General features: G+C 66.2%; 20 protein-coding genes. 9 read left to right on the top strand and 11 right to left on the bottom strand.

Annotation, left to right across the window (positions count from 1 at the left end):
• Positions 1–3 precede the first annotated feature (3 nt).
• The 5 genes from AC1RT8_RS15035 to AC1RT8_RS15015 form a co-directional block, all read right to left on the bottom strand.
• Positions 4–1,521, bottom strand: a complete 1,518-nt coding sequence (locus AC1RT8_RS15035; RefSeq protein ID WP_493076460.1) for a lipopolysaccharide biosynthesis protein — start codon at positions 1,519–1,521, stop codon at positions 4–6.
• Complete coding sequence (gene polA / locus AC1RT8_RS15030) at positions 1,518–4,271, bottom strand: DNA polymerase I (protein WP_493076459.1); 2,754 nt, start codon at positions 4,269–4,271, stop codon at positions 1,518–1,520. Before polA ends, AC1RT8_RS15035 begins: the two co-directional genes overlap by 4 nt.
• Positions 4,272–4,325: 54 nt before the next feature.
• Entirely contained in the window at positions 4,326–5,504 is a 1,179-nt protein-coding gene (gene bla / locus AC1RT8_RS15025; RefSeq protein ID WP_493076532.1) for a class A beta-lactamase, read from the bottom strand.
• Positions 5,505–5,705: 201 nt separating this feature from the next.
• A complete protein-coding gene (nadB, locus tag AC1RT8_RS15020) occupies positions 5,706–7,292 on the bottom strand; it encodes an L-aspartate oxidase (RefSeq protein WP_493076458.1) in 1,587 nt (528 codons plus the stop codon).
• Positions 7,293–7,387: 95 nt separating this feature from the next.
• Entirely contained in the window at positions 7,388–8,311 is a 924-nt protein-coding gene (locus AC1RT8_RS15015) for an ABC transporter ATP-binding protein (RefSeq protein ID WP_493076457.1), read from the bottom strand.
• Between the two features lie 93 nt (positions 8,312–8,404).
• Here AC1RT8_RS15015 and AC1RT8_RS15010 point away from each other — a divergent pair, with 93 nt between their 5' ends.
• The 9 genes from AC1RT8_RS15010 to AC1RT8_RS14970 all read left to right on the top strand — a co-directional run bounded on the left by AC1RT8_RS15010 (position 8,405) and on the right by AC1RT8_RS14970 (position 14,811).
• Positions 8,405–8,638, top strand: coding sequence for a zinc-finger domain-containing protein (locus tag AC1RT8_RS15010; RefSeq protein ID WP_372856373.1), 234 nt, complete (start codon positions 8,405–8,407; stop codon positions 8,636–8,638).
• A gap of 19 nt (positions 8,639–8,657) precedes the next feature.
• Entirely contained in the window at positions 8,658–10,088 is a 1,431-nt protein-coding gene (gene tldD / locus AC1RT8_RS15005; protein WP_493076456.1) for a metalloprotease TldD, read from the top strand.
• 98 nt (positions 10,089–10,186) lie between these two features.
• Positions 10,187–10,585: a CPBP family glutamic-type intramembrane protease gene (locus AC1RT8_RS15000; protein WP_493076455.1), complete on the top strand. Its 399-nt coding sequence runs from the start codon at positions 10,187–10,189 to the stop codon at positions 10,583–10,585.
• Between the two features lie 26 nt (positions 10,586–10,611).
• A complete protein-coding gene (locus AC1RT8_RS14995; protein WP_493076454.1) occupies positions 10,612–11,142 on the top strand; it encodes a dihydrofolate reductase family protein in 531 nt (176 codons plus the stop codon).
• 10 nt (positions 11,143–11,152) lie between these two features.
• Positions 11,153–12,094: a DUF5996 family protein gene (locus tag AC1RT8_RS14990; protein ID WP_493076453.1), complete on the top strand. Its 942-nt coding sequence runs from the start codon at positions 11,153–11,155 to the stop codon at positions 12,092–12,094.
• Between the two features lie 38 nt (positions 12,095–12,132).
• Positions 12,133–12,684: a pyridoxamine 5'-phosphate oxidase family protein gene (locus tag AC1RT8_RS14985; protein ID WP_493076452.1), complete on the top strand. Its 552-nt coding sequence runs from the start codon at positions 12,133–12,135 to the stop codon at positions 12,682–12,684.
• 13 nt (positions 12,685–12,697) lie between these two features.
• Positions 12,698–12,901: a putative signal transducing protein gene (locus AC1RT8_RS14980; protein WP_493076451.1), complete on the top strand. Its 204-nt coding sequence runs from the start codon at positions 12,698–12,700 to the stop codon at positions 12,899–12,901.
• A 144-nt stretch (positions 12,902–13,045) separates the two neighbouring features.
• Complete coding sequence (locus AC1RT8_RS14975; RefSeq protein WP_272623846.1) at positions 13,046–13,384, top strand: P-II family nitrogen regulator; 339 nt, start codon at positions 13,046–13,048, stop codon at positions 13,382–13,384.
• A gap of 14 nt (positions 13,385–13,398) precedes the next feature.
• On the top strand, positions 13,399–14,811 hold the full coding sequence (locus AC1RT8_RS14970; RefSeq protein ID WP_493076450.1) for an ammonium transporter: 1,413 nt from the start codon (positions 13,399–13,401) through the stop codon (positions 14,809–14,811).
• A 94-nt stretch (positions 14,812–14,905) separates the two neighbouring features.
• On the opposite strand, the gene AC1RT8_RS14965 is transcribed toward AC1RT8_RS14970, so the two are convergent.
• From AC1RT8_RS14965 to recQ, 6 genes are all read right to left on the bottom strand, one after another.
• On the bottom strand, positions 14,906–15,082 hold the full coding sequence (locus AC1RT8_RS14965; protein WP_493076449.1) for a hypothetical protein: 177 nt from the start codon (positions 15,080–15,082) through the stop codon (positions 14,906–14,908).
• Between the two features lie 49 nt (positions 15,083–15,131).
• Positions 15,132–16,721 (bottom strand): GMC family oxidoreductase, encoded by a 1,590-nt coding sequence (locus AC1RT8_RS14960; protein WP_493076448.1) that lies wholly within the window; start codon positions 16,719–16,721, stop codon positions 15,132–15,134.
• Positions 16,655–17,620 carry a sterol desaturase family protein gene (locus tag AC1RT8_RS14955; RefSeq protein ID WP_493076447.1) on the bottom strand — a complete coding sequence of 322 codons (966 nt, stop codon included), beginning with the start codon at positions 17,618–17,620 and terminating at the stop codon, positions 16,655–16,657. Before AC1RT8_RS14955 ends, AC1RT8_RS14960 begins: the two co-directional genes overlap by 67 nt.
• A gap of 9 nt (positions 17,621–17,629) precedes the next feature.
• Positions 17,630–18,019, bottom strand: a complete 390-nt coding sequence (locus AC1RT8_RS14950; RefSeq protein ID WP_493076446.1) for a hypothetical protein — start codon at positions 18,017–18,019, stop codon at positions 17,630–17,632.
• Complete coding sequence (locus AC1RT8_RS14945) at positions 18,016–18,447, bottom strand: protein tyrosine phosphatase family protein (RefSeq protein ID WP_493076445.1); 432 nt, start codon at positions 18,445–18,447, stop codon at positions 18,016–18,018. Before AC1RT8_RS14945 ends, AC1RT8_RS14950 begins: the two co-directional genes overlap by 4 nt.
• A 153-nt stretch (positions 18,448–18,600) precedes the next feature.
• Positions 18,601–20,370 (bottom strand): DNA helicase RecQ, encoded by a 1,770-nt coding sequence (gene recQ, locus AC1RT8_RS14940; protein ID WP_493076444.1) that lies wholly within the window; start codon positions 20,368–20,370, stop codon positions 18,601–18,603.
• Positions 20,371–20,413: the final 43 nt, after the last annotated feature.

Raw genomic sequence — 20,413 nt, 5'->3', positions numbered from 1 at the left:
TCGTCAGGTCGGAACGGCCTCTTCCGCCGCGGGGATCTTGCCGAACAGGGCGCGGTCCTCGGGGCCGAACGCCCAGCGGTGCAGCACGAAGACATAGGTCGCGAAGATCGCCGGCAGGCCGATGATCAGCTCGGCCCATTCGTACCGCTTGGGCAGCGAAGTGAAGAGCGTCCCGACCGCGATCGCGGCCATCGCGGCCCAGATCAACGGCCTGCGGACGCCCGAGACCCGCGCCTTGAGCAGGTGCGACAGGAAGTTCGCCTTGATGATCGAGCTGATCCCCAGCGAGATCAGCAAGGCGACGGCGGGTCCCGCCGCCTGGAAATTGACCGGCCAGCCGATCGCCCGCATCGCGAAGATCAGGGCGAAGCTCAGCGCGATCTGGAATCCCAGCATGAACAGCGAGATCGCGAGGTTTCGCATCCGAGCGATATAGACGAGCGCGGATTCGCACACTGCACCGGTCGAGGCCGCCACCTCGGCGGTCAGCAGGAAGGCGAGCGCGGCGGTGCCGGCGACGAATTGCGGGCCGACGACGCCCATCACCGCTTCGCCCGGGATCGATCCCATCAGCGCCAGCCCCGCCTGCGCCGCCATGATCCAGAAGCCGACCTGCCGCACCTGTGCTGCCACGGCCTCGCGGTCGCCCTTGGCCAGGCTGGCGGTGATCACCGGCCCCAGGATCGGGTCGAAGCTGGTCTTCAGCTTGGCGGGCAGCGAAGCGACCTGCTGCGCCATGTAATAGATGCCGACGATCTTCGGCTCGAACATCACACCCAGGATGAAGCGGTCGATGTTGCGCGTGCTCCACTCGATCGCGTCCGCGCCGGCCAGCGGTACGTTGCGGCTGGCCATGGCGAACAGCCGCACGATCCGCGGCCGCCAGCCATAGGGCAGGCCGTAGCTGCGCAGGAACGGGATCAAGGAAGCGATCAGCGCCGCCGCCATCGACAGGATATAGGAATAGAACAGCCCGTCGCGCAGCGAGACGAAGGAAAAGGCATAGGCGGCGATGCTGATCGTCCAGGGCTCGACGACCGCGCGCGCGGTCACCGTCGCCTTGACGTTGCGGCGATAGGCAAGCGCCGCCAGGCTGACGTCCGACCAGGCGATGGCGAAGACGATGCAGGGCAGCCACCGGTCCATCCCCTGGATCGGGCTGTTGGGGAACATGATCTCGGGGATGGCGATCAGCACGCTGCTCGCGATCAGCGAAGCGCAGAACGCCACCGCCATCGCATCCCAGGCGACATGGACATGCGGCCGCTCGGACGAGGACAGGGCCTGGGCAAGCCCGCGCTTCAGCCCGAGGGTCGCGAGCAGCGCGGCCAGCTCCACCACCACCACGGCAAGCGCGAATCGGCCGACGATATCCGGACCATAGACGCGCCCGGCGATGAACAGGAACGGCAGCCGCGCCAGGAGCCGCAACGCGAAGCCGAGGATGTTGGTCCGCCCGCCCTTGGCGAGCGCCCTCAAATCCTCGGAGCCCCCGTCATCGGCGGCGACCGGAATGGTCAATGCGCCGCTCCCCAGCTGGCGCCGACGCCGATCTCGATGCCGAGCGGCACGCTCAGCATCACGGCCGGCTCGGCCGCGGTCGCCATGACGCGCTCGATCACCGGCTTCGCCGCCTCGACGTCACCCTCGGGCAGCTCGAACACCAGTTCGTCATGCACCTGCAGCAGCATGCGAACGTTGGGCAGCCCCGCCTCCAGCAAGGCCGGCCCCATTCGCACCATCGCGCGCTTGATGATGTCGGCGCTGGTGCCCTGGATCGGCGCGTTGATCGCGGCGCGCTCGGCGCCCTGGCGCTCGTGCTGGATCTTGGATTTCAGCCGCGGGAAATGCGTCTTCCGCCCGAACAGGGTCTCGGTATAACCCTTCTCGCGCGCTTTCTCCGTCGTCTCGACGATATAATGGTTGATGCCCGGGAAGCGCTCGAAATAACGGTCGATCATCGCCTGCGCTTCGTCCGCCGTCACGTCGAGCCGCCCGGCCAAACCCCAGCGCGAGATGCCGTAGAGGATCGCGAAGTTGATCGTCTTGGCGCGCCCGCGGGTGTCGCGATTGACCTCGCCGAACAGCTCCTGCGCCGTCAGGCTGTGGATGTCGTCGCCGTTCGCGAACGCGGCCTTCAGCGCCGGCACGTCAGCCATATGCGCGGCGAGCCGCAGCTCGATCTGCGAATAGTCGGCGGCGAGCAGGACATTCCCCGCTTCGGCGACGAAGGCGTCGCGAATCTGGCGGCCGATCTCGGTGCGGATCGGGATGTTCTGCAGATTGGGGTCGGTCGAGGACAGCCGCCCGGTCTGTGCCCCGGTCAGCGAATAGCTGGTGTGGACCCGACCCGTCTCCGGGTTGATCTGCGTCTGAAGCGCGTCGGTGTAGGTGCTCTTCAGCTTGGACAGCTGGCGCCATTCGAGCACCTGGCGGGCGATCTCCTTGCCTGGCGAATCCTTGTCGGTGGCGATCCGCTCCAGCTCGTTGACGTCAGTCGAATAGACGCCCGACTTGCCCTTGCGGCCACCCTTGATTCCCATACGCTCGAATAGCACGTCGCCAAGCTGCTTGGGGCTGCCGATGGTGAAGGGCCCACCGGCGAGGCCATGGATCTCGGTCTCGAGCGCGGCGATCGAATGGGCGAACTCGGTCGAGAGCTGGGACAGCTTCTCGCGGTCGACCCTGACGCCGTGCCGCTCCATCTGCGCGATGACCGGGGCGAGCGGCCGGTCGACCATCTCATAGACCCGCGTCGCGCCTTCGGCGGGCAGGCGCGGCTTGAACCGGCGCCACAATCGCAAGGTGACGTCGGCGTCCTCGGCGGCGTAGCGTGTGGCCGAGACCAGATCGATCTCGTTGAACTGCAACTGGCCCTTGCCCGTGCCGACCACGTCCTTGAACGCGATGCAGCTGTGCGACAGGTGAGTCGCGGCCAGCTCGTCCATGCCATGTCCATGCAGACCGGCATCGAGATCGAAGCTCATCAGGATCGTGTCGTCATGCGGCGCGACGTCGATCCCGAGCCGCCCGAGCACGATCATGTCATATTTGAGATTGTGCCCGATCTTGAGCACGCCCGGATCCTCGAACAGCAGCTTGAGCCTGGCCAGCGCCACCGCCGGCGCGATCTGGTCGGGTTTCTCGGCGAACAGCCCGGTGCCGCCATGGGCAAGCGGGATGTAGCACGCCTTGTTGGGCTGGAGCGCCATGCTCACTCCGACCAGCTCGGCCCGCGTTGCGTCGACGCCGGTCGTTTCGGTGTCGATCGCGATCCAGCCCTGGTGTCGCGCCTTCGCGATCCAGTCGTCGAGCGCCGCTTCGTCGATCACCGTCTCATAGCCATCGTGATCGCAGGGCGGGTCTTCCTCCTGCGGCACGCTCTTCGGCGCCTCGACCGGCGCATCCGCCACGGCGGACAGCTTGGCCAGCAGCGACTTGAAGCCGTGATGCTCGAGGAATGCGCGGAGCGGCGCCTCGGGAATCCCCTGCAGCGCCAGGTCCTCGAGCGGCTCGGCCAGCGGCGCATCGTCCTTCAAGGTCACCAGCACGCGCGAGAGCCGGGCATTGTCGGCATGCTCGATCAGATTGTCGCGCAGCTTGCCCGGCTTCATCGACGGGGCGGCGGCGAGCACGCCTTCGATGTCGCCATGTTCCTGAATCAGCTTGGCCGCGGTCTTCGGGCCGACGCCGGGCACGCCCGGCACATTGTCGACGCTGTCGCCCATCAGGCCCAGCACGTCGCCCAGCCGATCCGGCATTACGCCGAACTTCTCCATGACATGCTCGGGGCCAAGCCGCCGGTTGTTCATCGTGTCGTACAGGTCGAGCCCTGGTTCGATCAGCTGCATCAGATCCTTGTCGGCGCTGACGATGGTGACCGACCAACCCTCGCGCAGCGCGGCCTTGGCATAGCTGGCGATGATATCGTCCGCCTCGAGCCCGTCTTCCTCGATGCACGGCAGCGAAAAGGCGCGTGTCGCGTCGCGAATCATCGGGAATTGTGGGATCAAATCCTCGGGTGGTGGCGGACGCTGCGCCTTGTACTTGTCGTATAGCTCGTTGCGGAACGTGTGGCTCGATTTGTCGAGAATGACGGCCATGTGCGTCGGGCCGTCTGCTTTGTGCAGCTCGTCGGCGAGCTTCCACAGCATCGTCGTATAGCCATAGACCGCGCCGACGGGTTCGCCGTGCACATTGGTCAGCGGAGGGAGCCGGTGATAGGCGCGGAAGATATAACCCGAGCCGTCGACAAGGTAGAGATGAGGCATGGCGGGGGGATAGCAGCGTGAAGCGTCCACCCCAAGCCCGACTTGCCTCGAAAGCTAGTTGTTCGACATCGCCGTGGCGTCGGAGGGGCGGGTTCCGCCCGCGACCGAATAGCCAGGCCCGCGATGGCTCGCCACCACAGCCGTCACCACTGCCTGCATCAGCGCCTGACGCACGGGAATCGGCCGGGGCGTGTCCCCGATCATCACCGCGACGGCATAGCTGCGGCCGTCCGGCGCCATCAACAGACCGACGTCATTATAGCCGGCGGTACGCCCGGCCAGATCCTGCCCGGTGCCGGTCTTGTGGCCGAAATTCCAGTCGCCCGGCACTGCGCCGTGCATGCGCTGCCGGCCGGTCTTGGACGATTCCATCGTGCCGATCAAATAGTCGGTCGATTGTCTCGACAACAGCTGGCCCAGTTTCAGCTTGGCCAGCGCTCCAGCGATCGCCGCCGGCGCCGCGCCGTCTGGCGGGTCGGCGACATAACGCTCGAACGCCTCGATCCGTGCTGTCTGGGGCAGGCGCGCGCGGGCGCGGGTGAAGGCGTCGCCAAAGGCGAATTCCGGCTTCCACTCAAGGCCAGCCGTCGCGCTTTGCAACAGCTTCTCGCCCGGGCCGAAGCGGATATCGCCCAGTCCCTTGCGTCGGATGAAGTCGCGTACCGCGGCAGGGCCGCCGACATAGCGCAGCAGCCGGTCGTTGCAGGTGTTGTCGCTCATCGTCAGCGCGCGGCGCAGCAGCTCACCGATCGTGGTGTGATAGCCATCGCCCTTCACCAAAGCCGCTACCGGCTGGTGGAACAGGGTGAAATCGTCCCTGGTCAGGGTGACAGGATCGTCGAGCCTGAGGCGCCCGCTGTCGCGATAATCCAGCACGGTCATCGCCACCCACAGCTTGCTCACGCTCTGCTGCGGCAGGCGGGTGTCGCCGTTGCTCGATACCGTCCAGCCCTGGTCGATGCTGCGTACCGCGATGCCGACCCGGCCGTTGAAGTTGCGGCCGAGCGACGAGATGTTGGCGACCAGTTCCTCGGGCGCCTTTGGCGGCAGGGGTGCTGGCCTGGGTGTCGGCGCCGGGACGGGAATGACGACCCGATAGGGTGGCGGCACCGGTGCCGGCGGTACCGCGGCGAGGTGCTTGCTGGTGTCGTGGCCGCACGCGCACAGCGCCGCCGCGAGAAGGATGACCGCTACCGGCCTCGGAAAATCAAATGGTAGAATCTGTATCACCAGTAAAGTCCCGCCCCGCTCGCGACCTTAGACACGGAATCTCCTTGAGGAATCCCTGACATGCAAGCCTTGCGACGAACCGCGGCTGGCACAAGGTGAAACGGTTGTGGCAGCATCGCAGGCCAGCCGTTTGAATCCATTCAGGAGTTTTACGGGCGCCGGAATGGCGGGCGCGTCAGATTTCCTTGAGATGCAGAACTGTCCTCAGGGGATCAGGACCGTGTCGATCGCTTCGGGCAGCATGTCGGGATAGTCGAGCGTGTAATGCAGCCCGCGCGATTCATGGCGATGCAGCGCCGACCGGACGATCAGCTCGGCGGTCTGGAGGAGGTTGCGCAGCTCGATCAGGTCGGGCGTGACGCGGAAATGCCCGTAATAATCGTTCACCTCGTCGGTCAGCATGCGGATGCGGTGCTGCGCGCGCTCGAGCCTTTTGGTCGTGCGCACGATGCCGACATAATTCCACATGAAGCGCCGGATCTCGGTCCAGTTCTGCTTGATGACGACTTCTTCGTCCGAATCCTCGACCCGGCTCTCGTCCCAGGGGCGGATGGGGGGCGGGGTGGGCAGCTCGTCCCAATGCTCCAGGATGTGATCCGCCGCTGCCTCGCCGAACACAAAGCATTCCAGCAGGCTGTTGGAGGCAAGCCGGTTCGCGCCGTGCAGGCCGGATTCGCTGCATTCGCCGGCTGCATAAAGGCCAGGTAGGTCGGTCTTGCCGTGCAGGTCGATCACGATCCCGCCACAGGTGTAATGCTGCGCCGGCACCACCGGGATCGGGTCCCTGGTCATGTCGATGCCCAGCCCCATCAGCTTTTCGTAGATATTCGGGAAATGCTCCTTCACGAACTCCGGCCCGCGATGGCTGATGTCGAGATGGACGTAATCGAGGCCGAGCCGCTTGATTTCATGGTCGATCGCGCGCGCCACGATGTCGCGCGGCGCCAGTTCGGCCCGTTCGTCGAAATCGGGCATGAAGCGATAGCCGGTGTCGGGAATCAGCAGATGCCCACCCTCGCCGCGCACTGCCTCGGTGATCAGGAAGTTCTTGACGTCTAGATTGTAGAGGCAGGTCGGGTGGAATTGCATGAATTCCATGTTCGACACCCGGCATCCCGCGCGCCACGCCATCGCGATGCCGTCGCCGGTCGCGCCGCGCGGCGCGGTCGAAAAGAGATAGGTCCGCCCCGCGCCGCCCGTCGCCAGGATCGTGGCGCGCGCGGTGTAGAGCTCGACCCGACCGGTCGCGCGGTTGACGGCATAGACGCCCCAGACATGGCCCGATCCCGAATAGCGCTCTTCATGCCGCCCGGTCGCCAGGTCGACCGCCACCATGTCGGGCACCAGCGTAATGTTGGGATGCGCCTCGGCCGCGCGCTGCAGCGCTTCCTGCACCGCCCAGCCGGTCGCGTCGGCGACATGCACGATCCGCCTGTGGCTGTGCCCGCCCTCGCGCGTCAGGTGCAAGGTATCGCCGTCCGTGGCGAAGGGCACGCCCAGCTCCTCGAGCCGAGCGATCGCGGCGGGCGCGCGCTCGACCACGAACTCGACGGTCTCGCGGTCGTTCAGCCCCGCGCCGGCGATCATCGTGTCCTCGATATGGCTCTCGAAGGTGTCGCCCGGCTCGAGCACCGCGGCGATCCCGCCCTGCGCCCAGGCAGTCGATCCCTCGTTCAGCCCGCCCTTGGCGAGCACGGTCACCGTGACCCGGTCGGCGAGATTGAGCGCTGCGGTGAGGCCGGCCGCGCCGGAACCGATGATCAGAACGTCGCTTAGATGAGGGTCCGGCACACCAACTCCGTTCGTATCGTGCGACGTCGAGACTTGGCGTTCGATCCGCTTTTCCGTGCGACTACGCCCGAACCGGACGGGAAAACAAGCAAAGGCTATCCGTTGGACGCCCGGGTTAGGTTCAGGAACACGTCCTCCAGATCGGCCTCGCGGGTCGAAACATCGACGATGCCATAGCCGTCGGCCTGTACCGCGGCGAGCACTTCACCGGCATTCACCCGGTCCTTGGCATAGGTGATGGCGAGCGTGCGATTGCCCTTCAGCTCGATCTTCTGGAAACAGACCGACTGAGGTGGCGTCACGACGTCGCGGTCGACGGTTACCTCGACCAGCTTCTCGGTCGCCTTGCCGACCAGCTCGCGGGTCGGCTCATTGGCGATCACCTTGCCATGGTTGATGATCGCGATGCGGTCGCAGAGCTGCTCGGCCTCTTCGAGATAATGGGTGGTCAGCACCACCGTCACGCCCTGCTGGTTGAGTCCGCGGACATAGGCCCAGAGCTGCTGGCGCAATTCGATGTCGACGCCTGCGGTCGGCTCGTCGAGCACCAGCACCGGCGGCGTATGGACCATCGCCTTGGCCACCATCAGCCGCCGCTTCATCCCGCCTGAGAGGGTACGGGCATAGGCGTTGGCCTTGTCCTCGAGATGCACCGCGCGCAGCAGCTCCATCGATCGCCGCTTCGCCCTGGGCACGCCGTACAGCCCGGCCTGGATCTCCAGCGTCTCGAATGGCGTGAAGAAGGGGTCGAACAGGATCTCCTGGTTGACGATCCCGATCGAAACCTTGGCATTGCGCGGATGCTGGTCGATGTCGAAGCCCCAGATCGAGGCCTTGCCCTCGGTCTTGTTGACCAGCCCGGCGAGGATGTTGATCAGGGTCGACTTGCCCGCGCCGTTCGGCCCGAGCAGTCCGAAAATCTGCCCGCGCGGCACCTCGAAGGAGACATCGTCCAGGGCGCGCTTGCCGCCCTTATAGGTCTTGCACAGGGAGTCGATGACGATGGCGGCTTCGGTCATGGGGAGCCTGTAGGCGCGGCAAAGCGCAACCTCAATCCTCCCCGTTCCGGGGAGGATTGTCGGCATCCTCCCACCTTGCTATCGCGCCACCTCATGATCGCCCCGCCCGAAACCCTCCGTGTCTCCCATCGCCGCAACGCCTGTGACGGCGCGACCGATATTCCGGGCGGCGCCGCGCTCGGTCATCCGCGCGTGTTCCTCGAGATCGACGAGCATGGCTATGTCGATTGCGGCTATTGCGACCGCCGCTTCGTGCTGATCGGCGGACCCGCCGACGGCGTCGATCAATCCACGCTGCCCGATCATCCGGCTGGCGCGAGCGTCTAACCTTCTTATATTGCGGGGCATGACCAGCCTTACAGACCCCCGCTCGTTCCTCTATCACGATGGCCAGCTCGATCCCGCGGAGGCGCAGCGCCTCACCGCGTCGGCGCTCGCCAGGGCCGATGACGGAGAGCTTTATCTTCAATACCGCAAGTCCGAGGCGTTCGGCTTCGACGATGGCCGGTTGAAGACCGCCAGCTACGACACCCATTCGGGCTTCGGCCTGCGCGCCGTCTCGGGCGAAACCACGGCCTTCGCCCATGCCAACGAACTGAGCGGCGCCGCGATCGGGCGTGCGGCGGAAACCATGGCGCTGATCGATCCGTCCGCCGCGGCCAAGGCCCCGCCACCGCGCGCGACCAACCGCCATCTCTATACCGACGCTGATCCGCTCGATCTCATCCCCTTCGCCGACAAGGTGAATCTCTGCCAGACGATCGACGCCGCCGCCCGCGCCCGCGATCCGCGCGTGGCGCAGGTTTCGGTGTCGCTGTCGGGCACCTGGAGCGTGGTCGAGATCGTCCGCGCCGACGGCTTCGTCGCGACCGACATCCGCCCGCTGGTGCGGTTGAACGTGCAGATCGTGGTCGAGCAGAATGGCCGACGTGAAACCGGTACCTTCGGGCTCGGCGGCCGCTATCTCTACGACACGCTGATGCAGCCGGAGACGTGGAACCGTGCGATCGACGAGGCGCTGGCCCAGGCCGTGGTCAATCTCGATTCGGTCGCAGCGCCCGCCGGCGACATGACCGTGCTGCTCGGCCCGGGCTGGCCCGGCATCCTGCTGCACGAAGCGATCGGGCACGGGCTCGAAGGTGATTTCAACCGCAAGGGCACCAGCGCCTTTTCCGGCCGCATCGGCGAACGCGTCGCGGCGCCCGGCGTGACGGTGATCGACGACGGCTCGATCGCCGACCGGCGCGGTTCGCTCTCGATCGACGACGAGGGCACGCCGACCCAGGAGAATATCCTGATCGAGGACGGCATCCTGCGCGGCTATATCCAGGACCGGCTCAACGCGCGGCTGATGGGCGTCGCCCCGACCGGTAATGGCCGCCGCGAAAGCTTTGCCCATGCGCCGATGCCGCGCATGACCAACACCTTCATGCGCGGCGGCAGCGATGACCCCGCCGAGCTGCTTTCGCGGGTCGGGAACGGCATCTTCGCCAAGAGCTTTGGCGGTGGCCAGGTCGATATCGTCTCGGGCAAGTTCGTCTTCTCCTGCACCGAGGCGTACAAGATCGAGAACGGCAAGCTCGGCGCCCCGATCAAGGGCGCGACCCTGATCGGCGACGGCCCCAGCGTGCTGACCAAGGTCACCGGCATCGGCAACGACTTCGCGCTCGACGAAGGCGTCGGCATGTGCGGCAAGGGCGGGCAGAGCGTGCCCGCCGGCGTCGGCCAGCCGACCCTGCTGGTCAGCGGCCTGACGGTGGGCGGCACGGCGGTGTGACCCCTGTCGGGCGCCGCATCGCGCGGGCGCTCACAACCTGGCCGGATCTAGCGGGCTGGCGGAAGGTCCTTATAACCCTTGCATGGGGCCTTCCGCTGTTGGCTGGGGCGGCCTGGTGTGGTGGCCTTGTCCGGTTCGCGCCGGTCCAGGATCCGCATACCATCCTGCGCGTAACCGCGCTGCTCTTCCTCATCCCCGCGCTCGGCGAAGAGCTGGTCTTTCGCGCGCTGCTGCTCCCCGAGCCCGGTACGCGCGCCCGGTTTCGCACCGTTGCCGCGATCGCAACCTTCGTCGTCTGGCATCCGGTCCAGGCGCTTGGGTTCGGTCCGCCCTGGGCGGCGCTGTTCCTCGATCCCTGGTTTCTTGCCTGCGCCGCGATCCTCGGCGTGCTGCTGGCGCGTCTGTATCTCGCGACCGGCTCGCTCTGGCCGTCGATCCTGCTGCATTGGGGCGTCGTCGCCCTGTGGAAGCTATTGTTCGGCGGCCCGTTCGGCTAAGCTGCCGGGCGAAGAGGATTCCCGCAATGACGGCATCGGTCTTTATCGGCACCAGCGTCGACGGATTCATCGCCCGGCCCGACGGCGGGCTAGACTGGCTGCCCGCGGGCGGCGGAGAGCCGCACGGCTATGACGAATTCATCGCGAGCGTCGACGCGCTGGTGATCGGACGCAATACGTTCGACATCGTCCTGGCCTTCGATCCCTGGCCCTATGGCGACAAGCGTGTCGTGGTGCTGAGCGGCAACCCGCTCGATCTGGCCGAGGTGAAGGGCGGCAAGGTCGAACAGATGGCCGGCTCTCCCGAAGCGATCGTGGCACAGCTCGCGGCCAGCGGCGCGCGGCATCTCTATGTCGATGGCGGAATCACCATTCAGCGCTTCCTCCGCGCCGGTCTGATCGATCGCCTGATCATCACGCGCGTGCCTGTCCTGATCGGCGAGGGCGTTCCCCTGTTCGGCAGCCTGCCCGCGGACGTCAGGCTCGACCATGTCGCGACCCGCGCCTATCCGAGCGGCCTGGTGCAGAGCGAATACCGGATCCTGCGCGACGCATAGGAGCTTCTTCATGGCCACGCCCGAATCCTGGCCTGAACTCGATTGGTTCGAATGGCGCGAGACCGCGATCGGCCTGCAACTTCGCACCCAGATCATCGGCAAGGTGCGCCTCGCGCTGACGCCCTGGCTCAACCATAGCTGGCATGTCCCGCTTTATCTCACCGCGCGCGGATGGAGCACCTCCACTATTCCGTGCGGCGACCAGATCCTGCAAATCGATTTCGATCTGATCGCGGAATGGATCGTCTTCGCCACCAGCGATGGCGGTGTGAAGACCCTTCCGCTCGCGGCGGGCAGCATCGCCGACTTCCATCTCGCGGTGGTGGAGGCGCTTCGGGACCTTGGCGTCACGACGTCGTTCGACGGCATGCCGAGCGAGATGCCCGACGCGCTGCCCTTTGCCGAGGATCATGAGGATCGCCCCTATGATGCGGAGGCCGCCCGCCGCTTCTGGCGGGCACTGATCCAGGCGCAGCGCGTGTTCGGCCGGTTCCGCACCGGTTTCCTCGGCAAGGCCAGCCCGATCCATTTCTTCTGGGGCAGCTTCGATCTCGCCTCGACCCGATTTTCCGGCCGGTCCGCGCCGCGCCATCCCGGCGGCCTGCCCGGGCTGCCCGATGCGGTCACGTGCGAGGCGTACAGTCATGAGGAAGCAAGCGTCGGCTTCTGGCCCGGCAGCGACGCCTATCCGCACGCCGCCTTCTACGCCTATGCCTATCCCGCGCCGGCTGGCTATGCCGAGGCGAGGGTCGAGCCGGCCAAGGCTTTCTATAATGCCGATCTGGGCGAGTTCCTCCTGCCCTATGACGCCGTCCGTACCGCCGCCGATCCCGACGCCGCGCTGCTCGCCTTCTGTCAGTCGACCTATGACGCTGCCGCCGATCTCGCGAATTGGGACCGCAACGCGCTCGAATGTCCGCTCGGCCGGCCAAGGGTGCCGCGGGAAGTCTGACTCCTCCCTTGATGTCGAACCCTGTGATAGGGGGGAGCATGGCCGAGTTTTTCGATGCCCTCACCGACGACCACCGCGCCTTCATCGCGCGCCAGCCGGTCTTCTTCGTCGCTACCGCCGCGCCCGGCGCGCGGGTCAATCTCAGTCCCAAGGGCATGGATTGTTTCCGGGTCCTGGACGACCGGCGCGTGGCGTATCTCGACGTCGCTGGATCGGGCAACGAGACCAACGCGCACCTGCTCGCCGATGGCCGCATCACCATCCTGTTCTGTGCCTTCGAAAGCCCTGCCCTGATCTTTCGCATCTATGGCCGCGGCACGCCGGTCCTGCCGCAGGACGATCGCTGGGCGGAATTGGCCACCCATTTCACCCTGCTCCCCGGCACCCGCCAGATCTTCGAGGTCGCGATCGACCAAGTGCAGACCAGCTGCGGCTGGGGCGTGCCGCATATGAGCTTCGAGCGCGAGCGCGAGACGCTCAGCAAATACCACGCGAAATCGAGCGACGAGGAGCGTTTCGGCAAATATGCCCGGCGCACCCACAGCATCGACGGCTTGCCCGTCCGCAACCCGACCCGGGCGGCGCAATAATGGCCCCCCTTTGGTGAGCCTGGTCGAGCTGGGCCGCTTCAACCGCAACGAAGCCCATATCGTGATCGGCCGGCTCGATTCCGAAGGGATCGACGCCATCGCGCTCGACGGCAATGCGAGCATCGCCGATGGCAGCTATCTCTTCATTCCCGTCCGCGTGATGGTCGACGACAAGGATCTGGCGGCTGCCCGGAAAATCCTGTCGGACACTGCCTGATTCTTGGGCAGCCGTTCGCAGCTGCACAAAAATTTACCTGCCGGTAATATTTGATTGCGGAAAACCGCGCGGAAACGCGTGTTTTCGACTCTGGCACGACCATTGCTGAATGACCCCCGGGACAATTCTCACAAGGGGGCGCCGGTGAAACTCATCATTGCCATCATCAAGCCGTTCAAGCTCGACGAGGTCCGCGAGGCCCTCACCGAGATCGGCGTCGCGGGCATGACCGTGACCGAAGTGAAGGGCTTTGGCCGACAAAAGGGCCAGACCGAAATCTATCGGGGGGCCGAGTACAGCACCAACATGGTGCCCAAGATCAAGATCGAGATCGTGTGCGCGGCTGACCTTGCCGCCAAGGTCGTCGAAGCGATCCAGGCCTCGGCCAACACCGGCGCGATCGGCGACGGCAAGATCTTCGTTCTCGATGTCGGGCAGGCGGTGCGCATCCGCACCGGCGAAACCGATGAAACCGCGCTGTGAGTAAGGGGGCAGTGATGAAGCATGCATTGAAATACGCCAGCATTGCTGGACTTGGGGCGGCACTCTTCGCCGCTCTCCCTGCCTGGGCGCAGGACGCTGCCGCGGCCGCCGCGCCGCCGGCACCGAACAAGGGCGATACCGCCTGGATGCTCACCTCGTCGGTGCTGGTGCTGATGATGTCGGTGCCCGGCCTGGCGCTCTTCTATGGCGGCCTGGTCCGCACCAAGAACATGCTCTCGGTACTGATGCAGGTGCTGATGATCGTCTGCGTCGCAGCGCTCGTCTGGGTCTGCTGGGGCTATTCGATGGCCTTCACCGCCGGCTCGGGCGCGACCGCTCCAGTGGTCGGCGGCTTCTCCAAGCTGTTCCTGAAGGGGGTCGATGCCACCACGCTCGCCGCGACCTTCTCGAACGGGGTCTATATCCCCGAATATGCCTATATCTGCTTCCAGATGACCTTTGCGTGCATCACGCCCGCGCTGATCGTCGGCGCGTTCGCGGAACGCGTGAAGTTCACGCCCTTGATCATCTTCGTGGTGGCGTGGCTGACGATCGTCTATTTCCCCGTCGCGCACATGGTCTGGTACTGGGCCGGCCCGGACTTCCTGCCCAAGCAGCCCGGTGATTTCGGTCTGCTCTATGGCTGGGGCGCGCTCGATTTCGCGGGCGGCACCGTGGTGCACATCAATGCCGGTATCGCCGGCCTGATGGGCTGCCTCGTGATCGGCAAGCGTCTCGGCTACAAGAAGGAGCCGATGCCGCCGCACTCGCTGACCATGACCATGATCGGCGCCTCGCTGCTGTGGGTCGGCTGGTTCGGCTTCAACGCCGGCTCCAACCTCGAAGCCAATGGCGTCACCGGCGTCGCTTTCATCAACACCTTCGTCGCCACCGCCGCCGCGGCCGTTTCCTGGGCCGTGGTCGAGCAGATCGTCCACAAGAAGCCGTCGCTCCTGGGTGCGGCAACGGGCGCCGTCGCCGGCCTCGTCGCGATCACCCCGGCTTCGGGTTTCGGCGCACCGATGACGTCGATCGTCCTCGGCCTCGTCGTCTCGCCGATCTGCTTCCTCTTCGTGACGACCGTGAAGAACGCGCTCAAGTACGACGACTCGCTCGACGTGTTCGGCGTCCACTGCATCGGCGGCATTGTCGGCGCGCTGGCCACCGGCATCATGGCCGATCCGGCGCTCGGCGGTCAGGGCTGGTTCGACTACACCGTCATGCCCGCGGTTGCCGGCAAGTACGACATGGCCACGCAGATGATCACCCAGCTCTGGGCGGTCGGTATCACGCTGGTCTGGTCCGGGTTTGTGTCGTTCGTGCTGTTCACCGCGCTCAAATACACCATCGGCCTCCGCCCGAGCGCTGAAGTCGAGACCGAAGGCCTCGACATCAACGAGCATGGCGAGCGCGCCTATAATTACTGACAAGTTCGGGGCCGGTCGAACGGTCGGCCCCCCAATGCGTTCCTCCTGCGGACGACCTCAGGCCGGTGCGGCAACGCACCGGCCCTTTTTTATGTCAGGAGGCCGGAGGCGCCTCGTTCTCGGCTATGTCGGCAGGTTCGGCAGCGACGTCGCCCTCACCCTGCTGTTTGCGATAGCGCCGCGCGGCCAGGGTGGCGCCCAGGATGAAGCCACCGGGCACGAGCAGGATCGCGGCCGCCAGGCCGAGGCGGTTCAGGGTCTTTCTGTCCATCGGGCGGCGCTACACCCGAAAAGCTGAACGCGCGCCATATGAATGCTTGTCAGCCGGCGAGATCGGCCTTCACGAAATCGGCACAACGCTCGCCGATCATGATCGACGGCGCATTGGTGTTGCCGGAGATCAGCTTGGGCATGATCGAGGCGTCGGCGACATAGAGCCCCTCCACCCCGCGCACGCGCAGCTTCGGATCGCACACCGCCAGATCGTCCGATCCCATCCGCGCCGTGCCGACCGGGTGGTAGATGGTGTCGGCCCGCGCGCGGATCAGCCGTTCGAGCGCGTCATCGTCGTCGAGGTCGATCGGATAGCGGTCACGGCCTTTATGGTCGGCGATCGGCGGGGTCTGCAGGATGCGGTACATTGCCCGCACGCCCTTCTTCATCAACTCGACATCGCGCCGGTCGCTGAGGAACGCCGGGTCGATCAGCGGCGCCGCGCGCGCATCGATCGATTGCAGCCGCACACTGCCATGGCTCTCCGGCCGCAGCACGCAGACATGGCAGGAAAAGCCATGGGCCTTCACCTTGGTCCGCCCATGATCCTCCAGCACCACCGGCACGAAATGCAGCTGGATGTCAGGCGCCGGCGATGACGGGTCGACCGTCAGGAATCCGCCCGATTCGGCATAAGGCGTGGTCATCGCCCCGCGCCGGTGGCGCATCCATTGCAGGATCGCCGCCGCCGATTTGATCGTGCCCTTCAGCGACTGGCCGATGAAATAACTCCCCTTCACCTCGAACCCGGCGACATAATCGACATGGTCCTGCAGGTTCGCGCCGACCATCGGCCGGTCGATCCGCACCGCCACCCCCTGCTCGCGCAGATGCCCGCCCGGCCCGATGCCCGACAGCATCAGCAATTGGGGCGTGCCGAACACCCCACCCGCCAGCACCACGGCGCGGCGCGCCCGGATCACCTTGGCCTGGCCGTCCTGCAGATAGGCAACGCCCCAGGCGCGGCCCTCGTCGAACAGCACCCGTTCGGCGATGACCTCGGTCAGCACTTCCAGATTGGCGCGCTTGACCGCGTTCTCGACATAGGCGCGCGACGCGCTCCAACGCTCGCCGCCCTTCTGGGTCACCTGATAGACGCCGACGCCGTCCTGGCGCGCGCCGTTGAAATCCTCGTTGAGCGGAATCTGCAGCCGCCGCGCCGCCTCGACGAACTCGATCGATCCCGGATGCGGATCGCACTGGTTGCTGACATGCAGCGGCCCGTCCCCGCCATGCCAGGCATCGGCCCCGCGCTCGTTGCTCTCGCTGCGTTTGAAGACCGGCAGCACCTCGTCATAGGACCAGCCGGGGCAGCCCATCGCCGCCCAATTGTCGTAATCCCATTTGTTGCCACGCAGATAGAGCATCGCGTTGATCGCGCTCGATCCGCCAAGCCCGCGCCCGCGCGGCTGGTATCCGCGCCGCCCGTTCAGCCCGGCCTGGGGCACGGTTTCGAACTGCCAGTTGGTCTTTGGGGTCTGGAAGGCGATGAAGCCCGGGATCCGCGTGCGGAACCCGGTGTTGCGGCCGCCCGCCTCGAGCAAGGCGACCGTATGACGGCCATCCTCGCTCAGCCGGCCGGCTGCTGCTGCTCCACCGGATCCCCCTCCGACGACGACGATGTCGGCTTCTTCCACTTGGCCCCCTCTCGTGCCCGCTCTCGTTCGAGCCAGCGTTCCTTGATTGTCTCGGACGTATCGCGGCTGCCGTCGTGGCTCCAGCCCGGCGGTTGTACGATATACCCCAGTTTGGCACGCCATGTCGGCGCCGCCCACACATCCTTCGCGATCCCGACCCATTCGTGGAACGCCGCCCAGACCAGGTTGAAGCTGCCCAGATTCTTGACGATGCCATAGCGCGGCCGGTCGTCGTCGCGTTCCGGCTCGAACGTACCGAGCCATTTGTCCCACAAGATGAATACCCCGGCATAATTCTTGTCGAGATAGCGCGGGTTGGTCGCGTGATGGACCCGGTGGTGCGACGGCGTGTTCATCACCGCCTCGAACCAGCGCGGCAACCGCCCGATCACCTCGGTGTGGATCCAGAACTGATAGATCAGGTTGATGCCGCCGACGAACAGGACCATCTCGGGCGGGAAGCCGATCAGGAACAGGGGCAGGCGGAACAGGAAGCCGATGCTGATGAAGCCGGTCCAGGTCTGCCGCAGCGCCGTCGACAGATTATAATGCTGGCTCGAATGATGGATGACATGGCTCGCCCAGAACCACCGGACCCGGTGCGCCGAGCGGTGAAACACATAATAAGCGAAATCGTCGATTACGAAGCAGAGGACGAACCAGTACCAGGCATAGCCGATGTCGAAGAGCCGGTACTGCGATAGCCACACCGCCAGCGCATAGACGAAGCCGCCAGTCAAAACCCCCGCCACGGTGCTGCCCGTGCCCAGCGCGAGCGAAGTCAGCGTGTCCTTGGGCTCATAGCGTTTGCGGTCCTTCGCCCAGGCGACCAGCATCTCGGCCAGCACCAGCAAGACGAAGGCCGGAACGGCGTAATCGACTGGATTCGGCAGGCTCATGCAGCCTGCTTACACTCTTGTCAGCGACGCTTCCAGCCCGCGCACATCGGACTCGAGCACGCCCAGCAGCGTCACGTCGCCGAACAATCGCTCGCCCGTCCGCACGGTCACGCCCTCGATCGCCGGCCCGATCGACAGCGGTGAGAGCAGCCGGCGTGCCGCCACCCGTGCGCCGTGCCGCTTCAGCACCGCGATCGCGCCATTGCCCGCGACGATCGCCGCGCCGCCATCCTGGCTGACCAGGGCGGCATGGGCATAGAATCCGGCGAGCATGTCCTCGGCGATCTCGCGTGCCTCGGCCGCGCTGCCGATTCTGCTCTCGCCAAGTTTCAGCCAGCGGGCGACCCCGGCCAATGCCAGGATCGCCGCGATCGATCCGCCGAGCTGGACCCAGTTCACCTGCCGCCCGCAAGCGCGTCGAGCATCGGCCGGATACCGGTCAGGTCGTACCCCGTCGCCGCTGCCTTCGCCATCAGCCGGTCGGGATGCTCGCCCGTCTTCGCCCGCGCCAGCGCCCAGAGATTGCAGGAGCGGGTGCCCGACCGGCAATAGGCCAGCACCGGCCCATCCGCCGCTTCGAGTGCCGCGACCATCGCATCGACCTGGTTGCCCGAGAATCCGGCATGGGTGATCGGGATCGCGGTATAGGACAGCCCCGCCGCCTCGGCCGCGGCGCGGATCGCCTCGCCTTCGGGCTGACCGCCTTCTTCGTCGTCGGGCCGGTTGTTGACGATCGCGGTGAAGCCGGCCGCCGCGATCTCCGCCACGTCTTCGGGCGTGATCTGGGGGGCGACTGAGATGCTGTTGTCGATAGGGCGAATCTGCATGCGAAACTTGCTCCAAACCCCTCTCCCATCGGGAGAGGGAAGGGCCCGCCGCGAAGCGGTGGGAGGGTGAGGGCGGCCCGGCTTATCCATCAGACGTCGGGACCTGGGTCAACCTCACCCCAACCCCTCTCCTAAAAGGAGAGGGGCTTGGCGTCACGCCCCTTCCCGGATCACCGCCAGAAACGCGTCGCCATAGGCCTCGAGCTTACGCTGCCCGACCCCCGAGATGCGGCCGAGCGCGGTCGGATTGGCCGGCCTCGTCGATGCCATCTCGCGCAGCACCGAATCGTGGAAAATGACGTAGGGCGGCACCTGCGCCTCCTGCGCCAGCGCGCGGCGTTTGGCGCGCAGCGCCTCGAACAGCGGATCGCCGACCGGATTGGCCACGCCAGTCCCGCCCCCGCGCCGCCGCCGCTCCCGCCTGGGCGGCAGGATCAGCGCCACCTCGGATTCGCCTTTCAATATCGCCCGCGCTTCGGGCCCGAATTCGAGCCCGCCGAAATCATTGGCGCGCAGCGCGTCGCGCAGCAGCAGCGCCCGCGCCACCGGCTTGATCAGCGCTGCCTCCTCGGGGCTCGAGGCTATGCCGAAGACGTTCAACGCCTCATGCCCGTTCATCAGGCTGCGCTCGCTCGACTGGCCGGTCAGGATGCTCTCGATATAGCCGACGCCGAAGCTCTGGCCGGTGCGGAACACCGCCGACAGGAATTTCCGCGCCACCTCGGTCGCGTCGACCGCGCTCGGCGGGTTGAGGCAATTGTCGCAATTGCCGCAGGTCTCGGGTGAATCGTCGCCGAAATGCTTGAGCAGGATTCGCCGCCGGCACCCCGCCGTCTCGACCAGCGCGCCGAGCGCCGTCAGCCGGGTGCGTTCGCCCGACTGGCGATGCGGTTCCACTTCGGCGATGCGCTGGCGCGCCTTGGCGAAATCCTCCGCCCCCCAGAAGAGATGCGCGGTGGCAGGGTCGCCGTCGCGCCCGGCGCGGCCGGTCTCCTGATAATAGGCCTCGATCGATTTCGGCAGCCCGGCATGCGCGACGAAGCGCACGTCCGGCTTGTCGATGCCCATGCCGAACGCGACCGTGGCGACCATCACCATGTCCTCGGACGCGACGAAATCGGCCTGGTTGCGCGCGCGGACATGCGGTTCGAGGCCCGCATGATAGGGCCGGGTCGATCGCCCGGTCGCCGCCAGCTTCTCGGCGAGCTGCTCGACAGCCTTGCGCGTCTGGGCATAGACGATGCCCGGCCCCGGCTGCTCGGCGATCAGGTCGGCGATCTGCCGCGTCGTATTGTCCTTGGGCGAGATCGCATAGCGGATGTTGGGCCGGTCGAACCCGGCGACGATCTTGCCCTCGCGCGGAATGCCGAGCTGGTCGAGAATGTCGGCGCGGGTATGTGCATCGGCGGTCGCGGTCAGCGCGAGGCGCGGCACCTCTGGGAAATGATCGAACAATGGCCGGAGCAGCCGATAATCGGGCCGGAAATCATGCCCCCATTCGGAGACGCAATGCGCCTCGTCGATCGCGAACAGCGCGAGCGGCGCCTGGCCGAGCAAATTGCGGAAGCTTTCGCCCGAGGCGCGTTCCGGCGCGACATAGAGCAGGTCGAGCTCGCCAGCGCGGAACCGGCCGATCGTCTCCATCTGGTTGGTGTCGACCGAGGTCAGGGTCGCGGCGCGGATGCCGATCGCCTCGGCCGCGCGCAGCTGATCATGCATCAGCGCGATCAGCGGCGAGACGATGACGCAGGTGCCGTCGAGCATCACGGCCGGCAATTGATAGCAGAGCGACTTGCCCGCACCGGTCGGCATCACCGCCAGCGTATTCTGGCCGGCGAGCACGCGATCGACCACCTGGCGCTGGACGCCGCGGAACTCGGGAAAGCCGAAAGTGGATTGCAGGACGGGAAGCGGATCGATCACACTGCCTCAAATAGCCCCGCCGCATCAAAAAGCCATGGAGCGC

This window comes from Sphingomonas sp. GW821-FHT10F11 (genome assembly GCF_058809095.1).
The sequence above is the reverse complement of the archived record's forward strand: the minus strand, read 5'-3'. Positions and strand labels throughout refer to the sequence as shown.

What these genes read in the sequence shown, in the direction of transcription:
- polA (WP_493076459.1), bottom strand. Translation starts at nt 4,271, where the DNA reads ATGCCTCATCTCTACCTTGTCGACGGCTCGGGTTATATCTTCCGCGCC.
- AC1RT8_RS15015 (WP_493076457.1), bottom strand. Translation starts at nt 8,311, where the DNA reads ATGACCGAAGCCGCCATCGTCATCGACTCCCTGTGCAAGACCTATAAG.
- AC1RT8_RS15010 (WP_372856373.1), top strand. Translation starts at nt 8,405, where the DNA reads ATGATCGCCCCGCCCGAAACCCTCCGTGTCTCCCATCGCCGCAACGCC.
- tldD (WP_493076456.1), top strand. Translation starts at nt 8,658, where the DNA reads ATGACCAGCCTTACAGACCCCCGCTCGTTCCTCTATCACGATGGCCAG.
- AC1RT8_RS14995 (WP_493076454.1), top strand. Translation starts at nt 10,612, where the DNA reads ATGACGGCATCGGTCTTTATCGGCACCAGCGTCGACGGATTCATCGCC.
- AC1RT8_RS14990 (WP_493076453.1), top strand. Translation starts at nt 11,153, where the DNA reads ATGGCCACGCCCGAATCCTGGCCTGAACTCGATTGGTTCGAATGGCGC.
- AC1RT8_RS14985 (WP_493076452.1), top strand. Translation starts at nt 12,133, where the DNA reads ATGGCCGAGTTTTTCGATGCCCTCACCGACGACCACCGCGCCTTCATC.
- AC1RT8_RS14970 (WP_493076450.1), top strand. Translation starts at nt 13,399, where the DNA reads ATGAAGCATGCATTGAAATACGCCAGCATTGCTGGACTTGGGGCGGCA.
- AC1RT8_RS14965 (WP_493076449.1), bottom strand. Translation starts at nt 15,082, where the DNA reads ATGGACAGAAAGACCCTGAACCGCCTCGGCCTGGCGGCCGCGATCCTG.
- AC1RT8_RS14955 (WP_493076447.1), bottom strand. Translation starts at nt 17,620, where the DNA reads ATGAGCCTGCCGAATCCAGTCGATTACGCCGTTCCGGCCTTCGTCTTG.
- AC1RT8_RS14945 (WP_493076445.1), bottom strand. Translation starts at nt 18,447, where the DNA reads ATGCAGATTCGCCCTATCGACAACAGCATCTCAGTCGCCCCCCAGATC.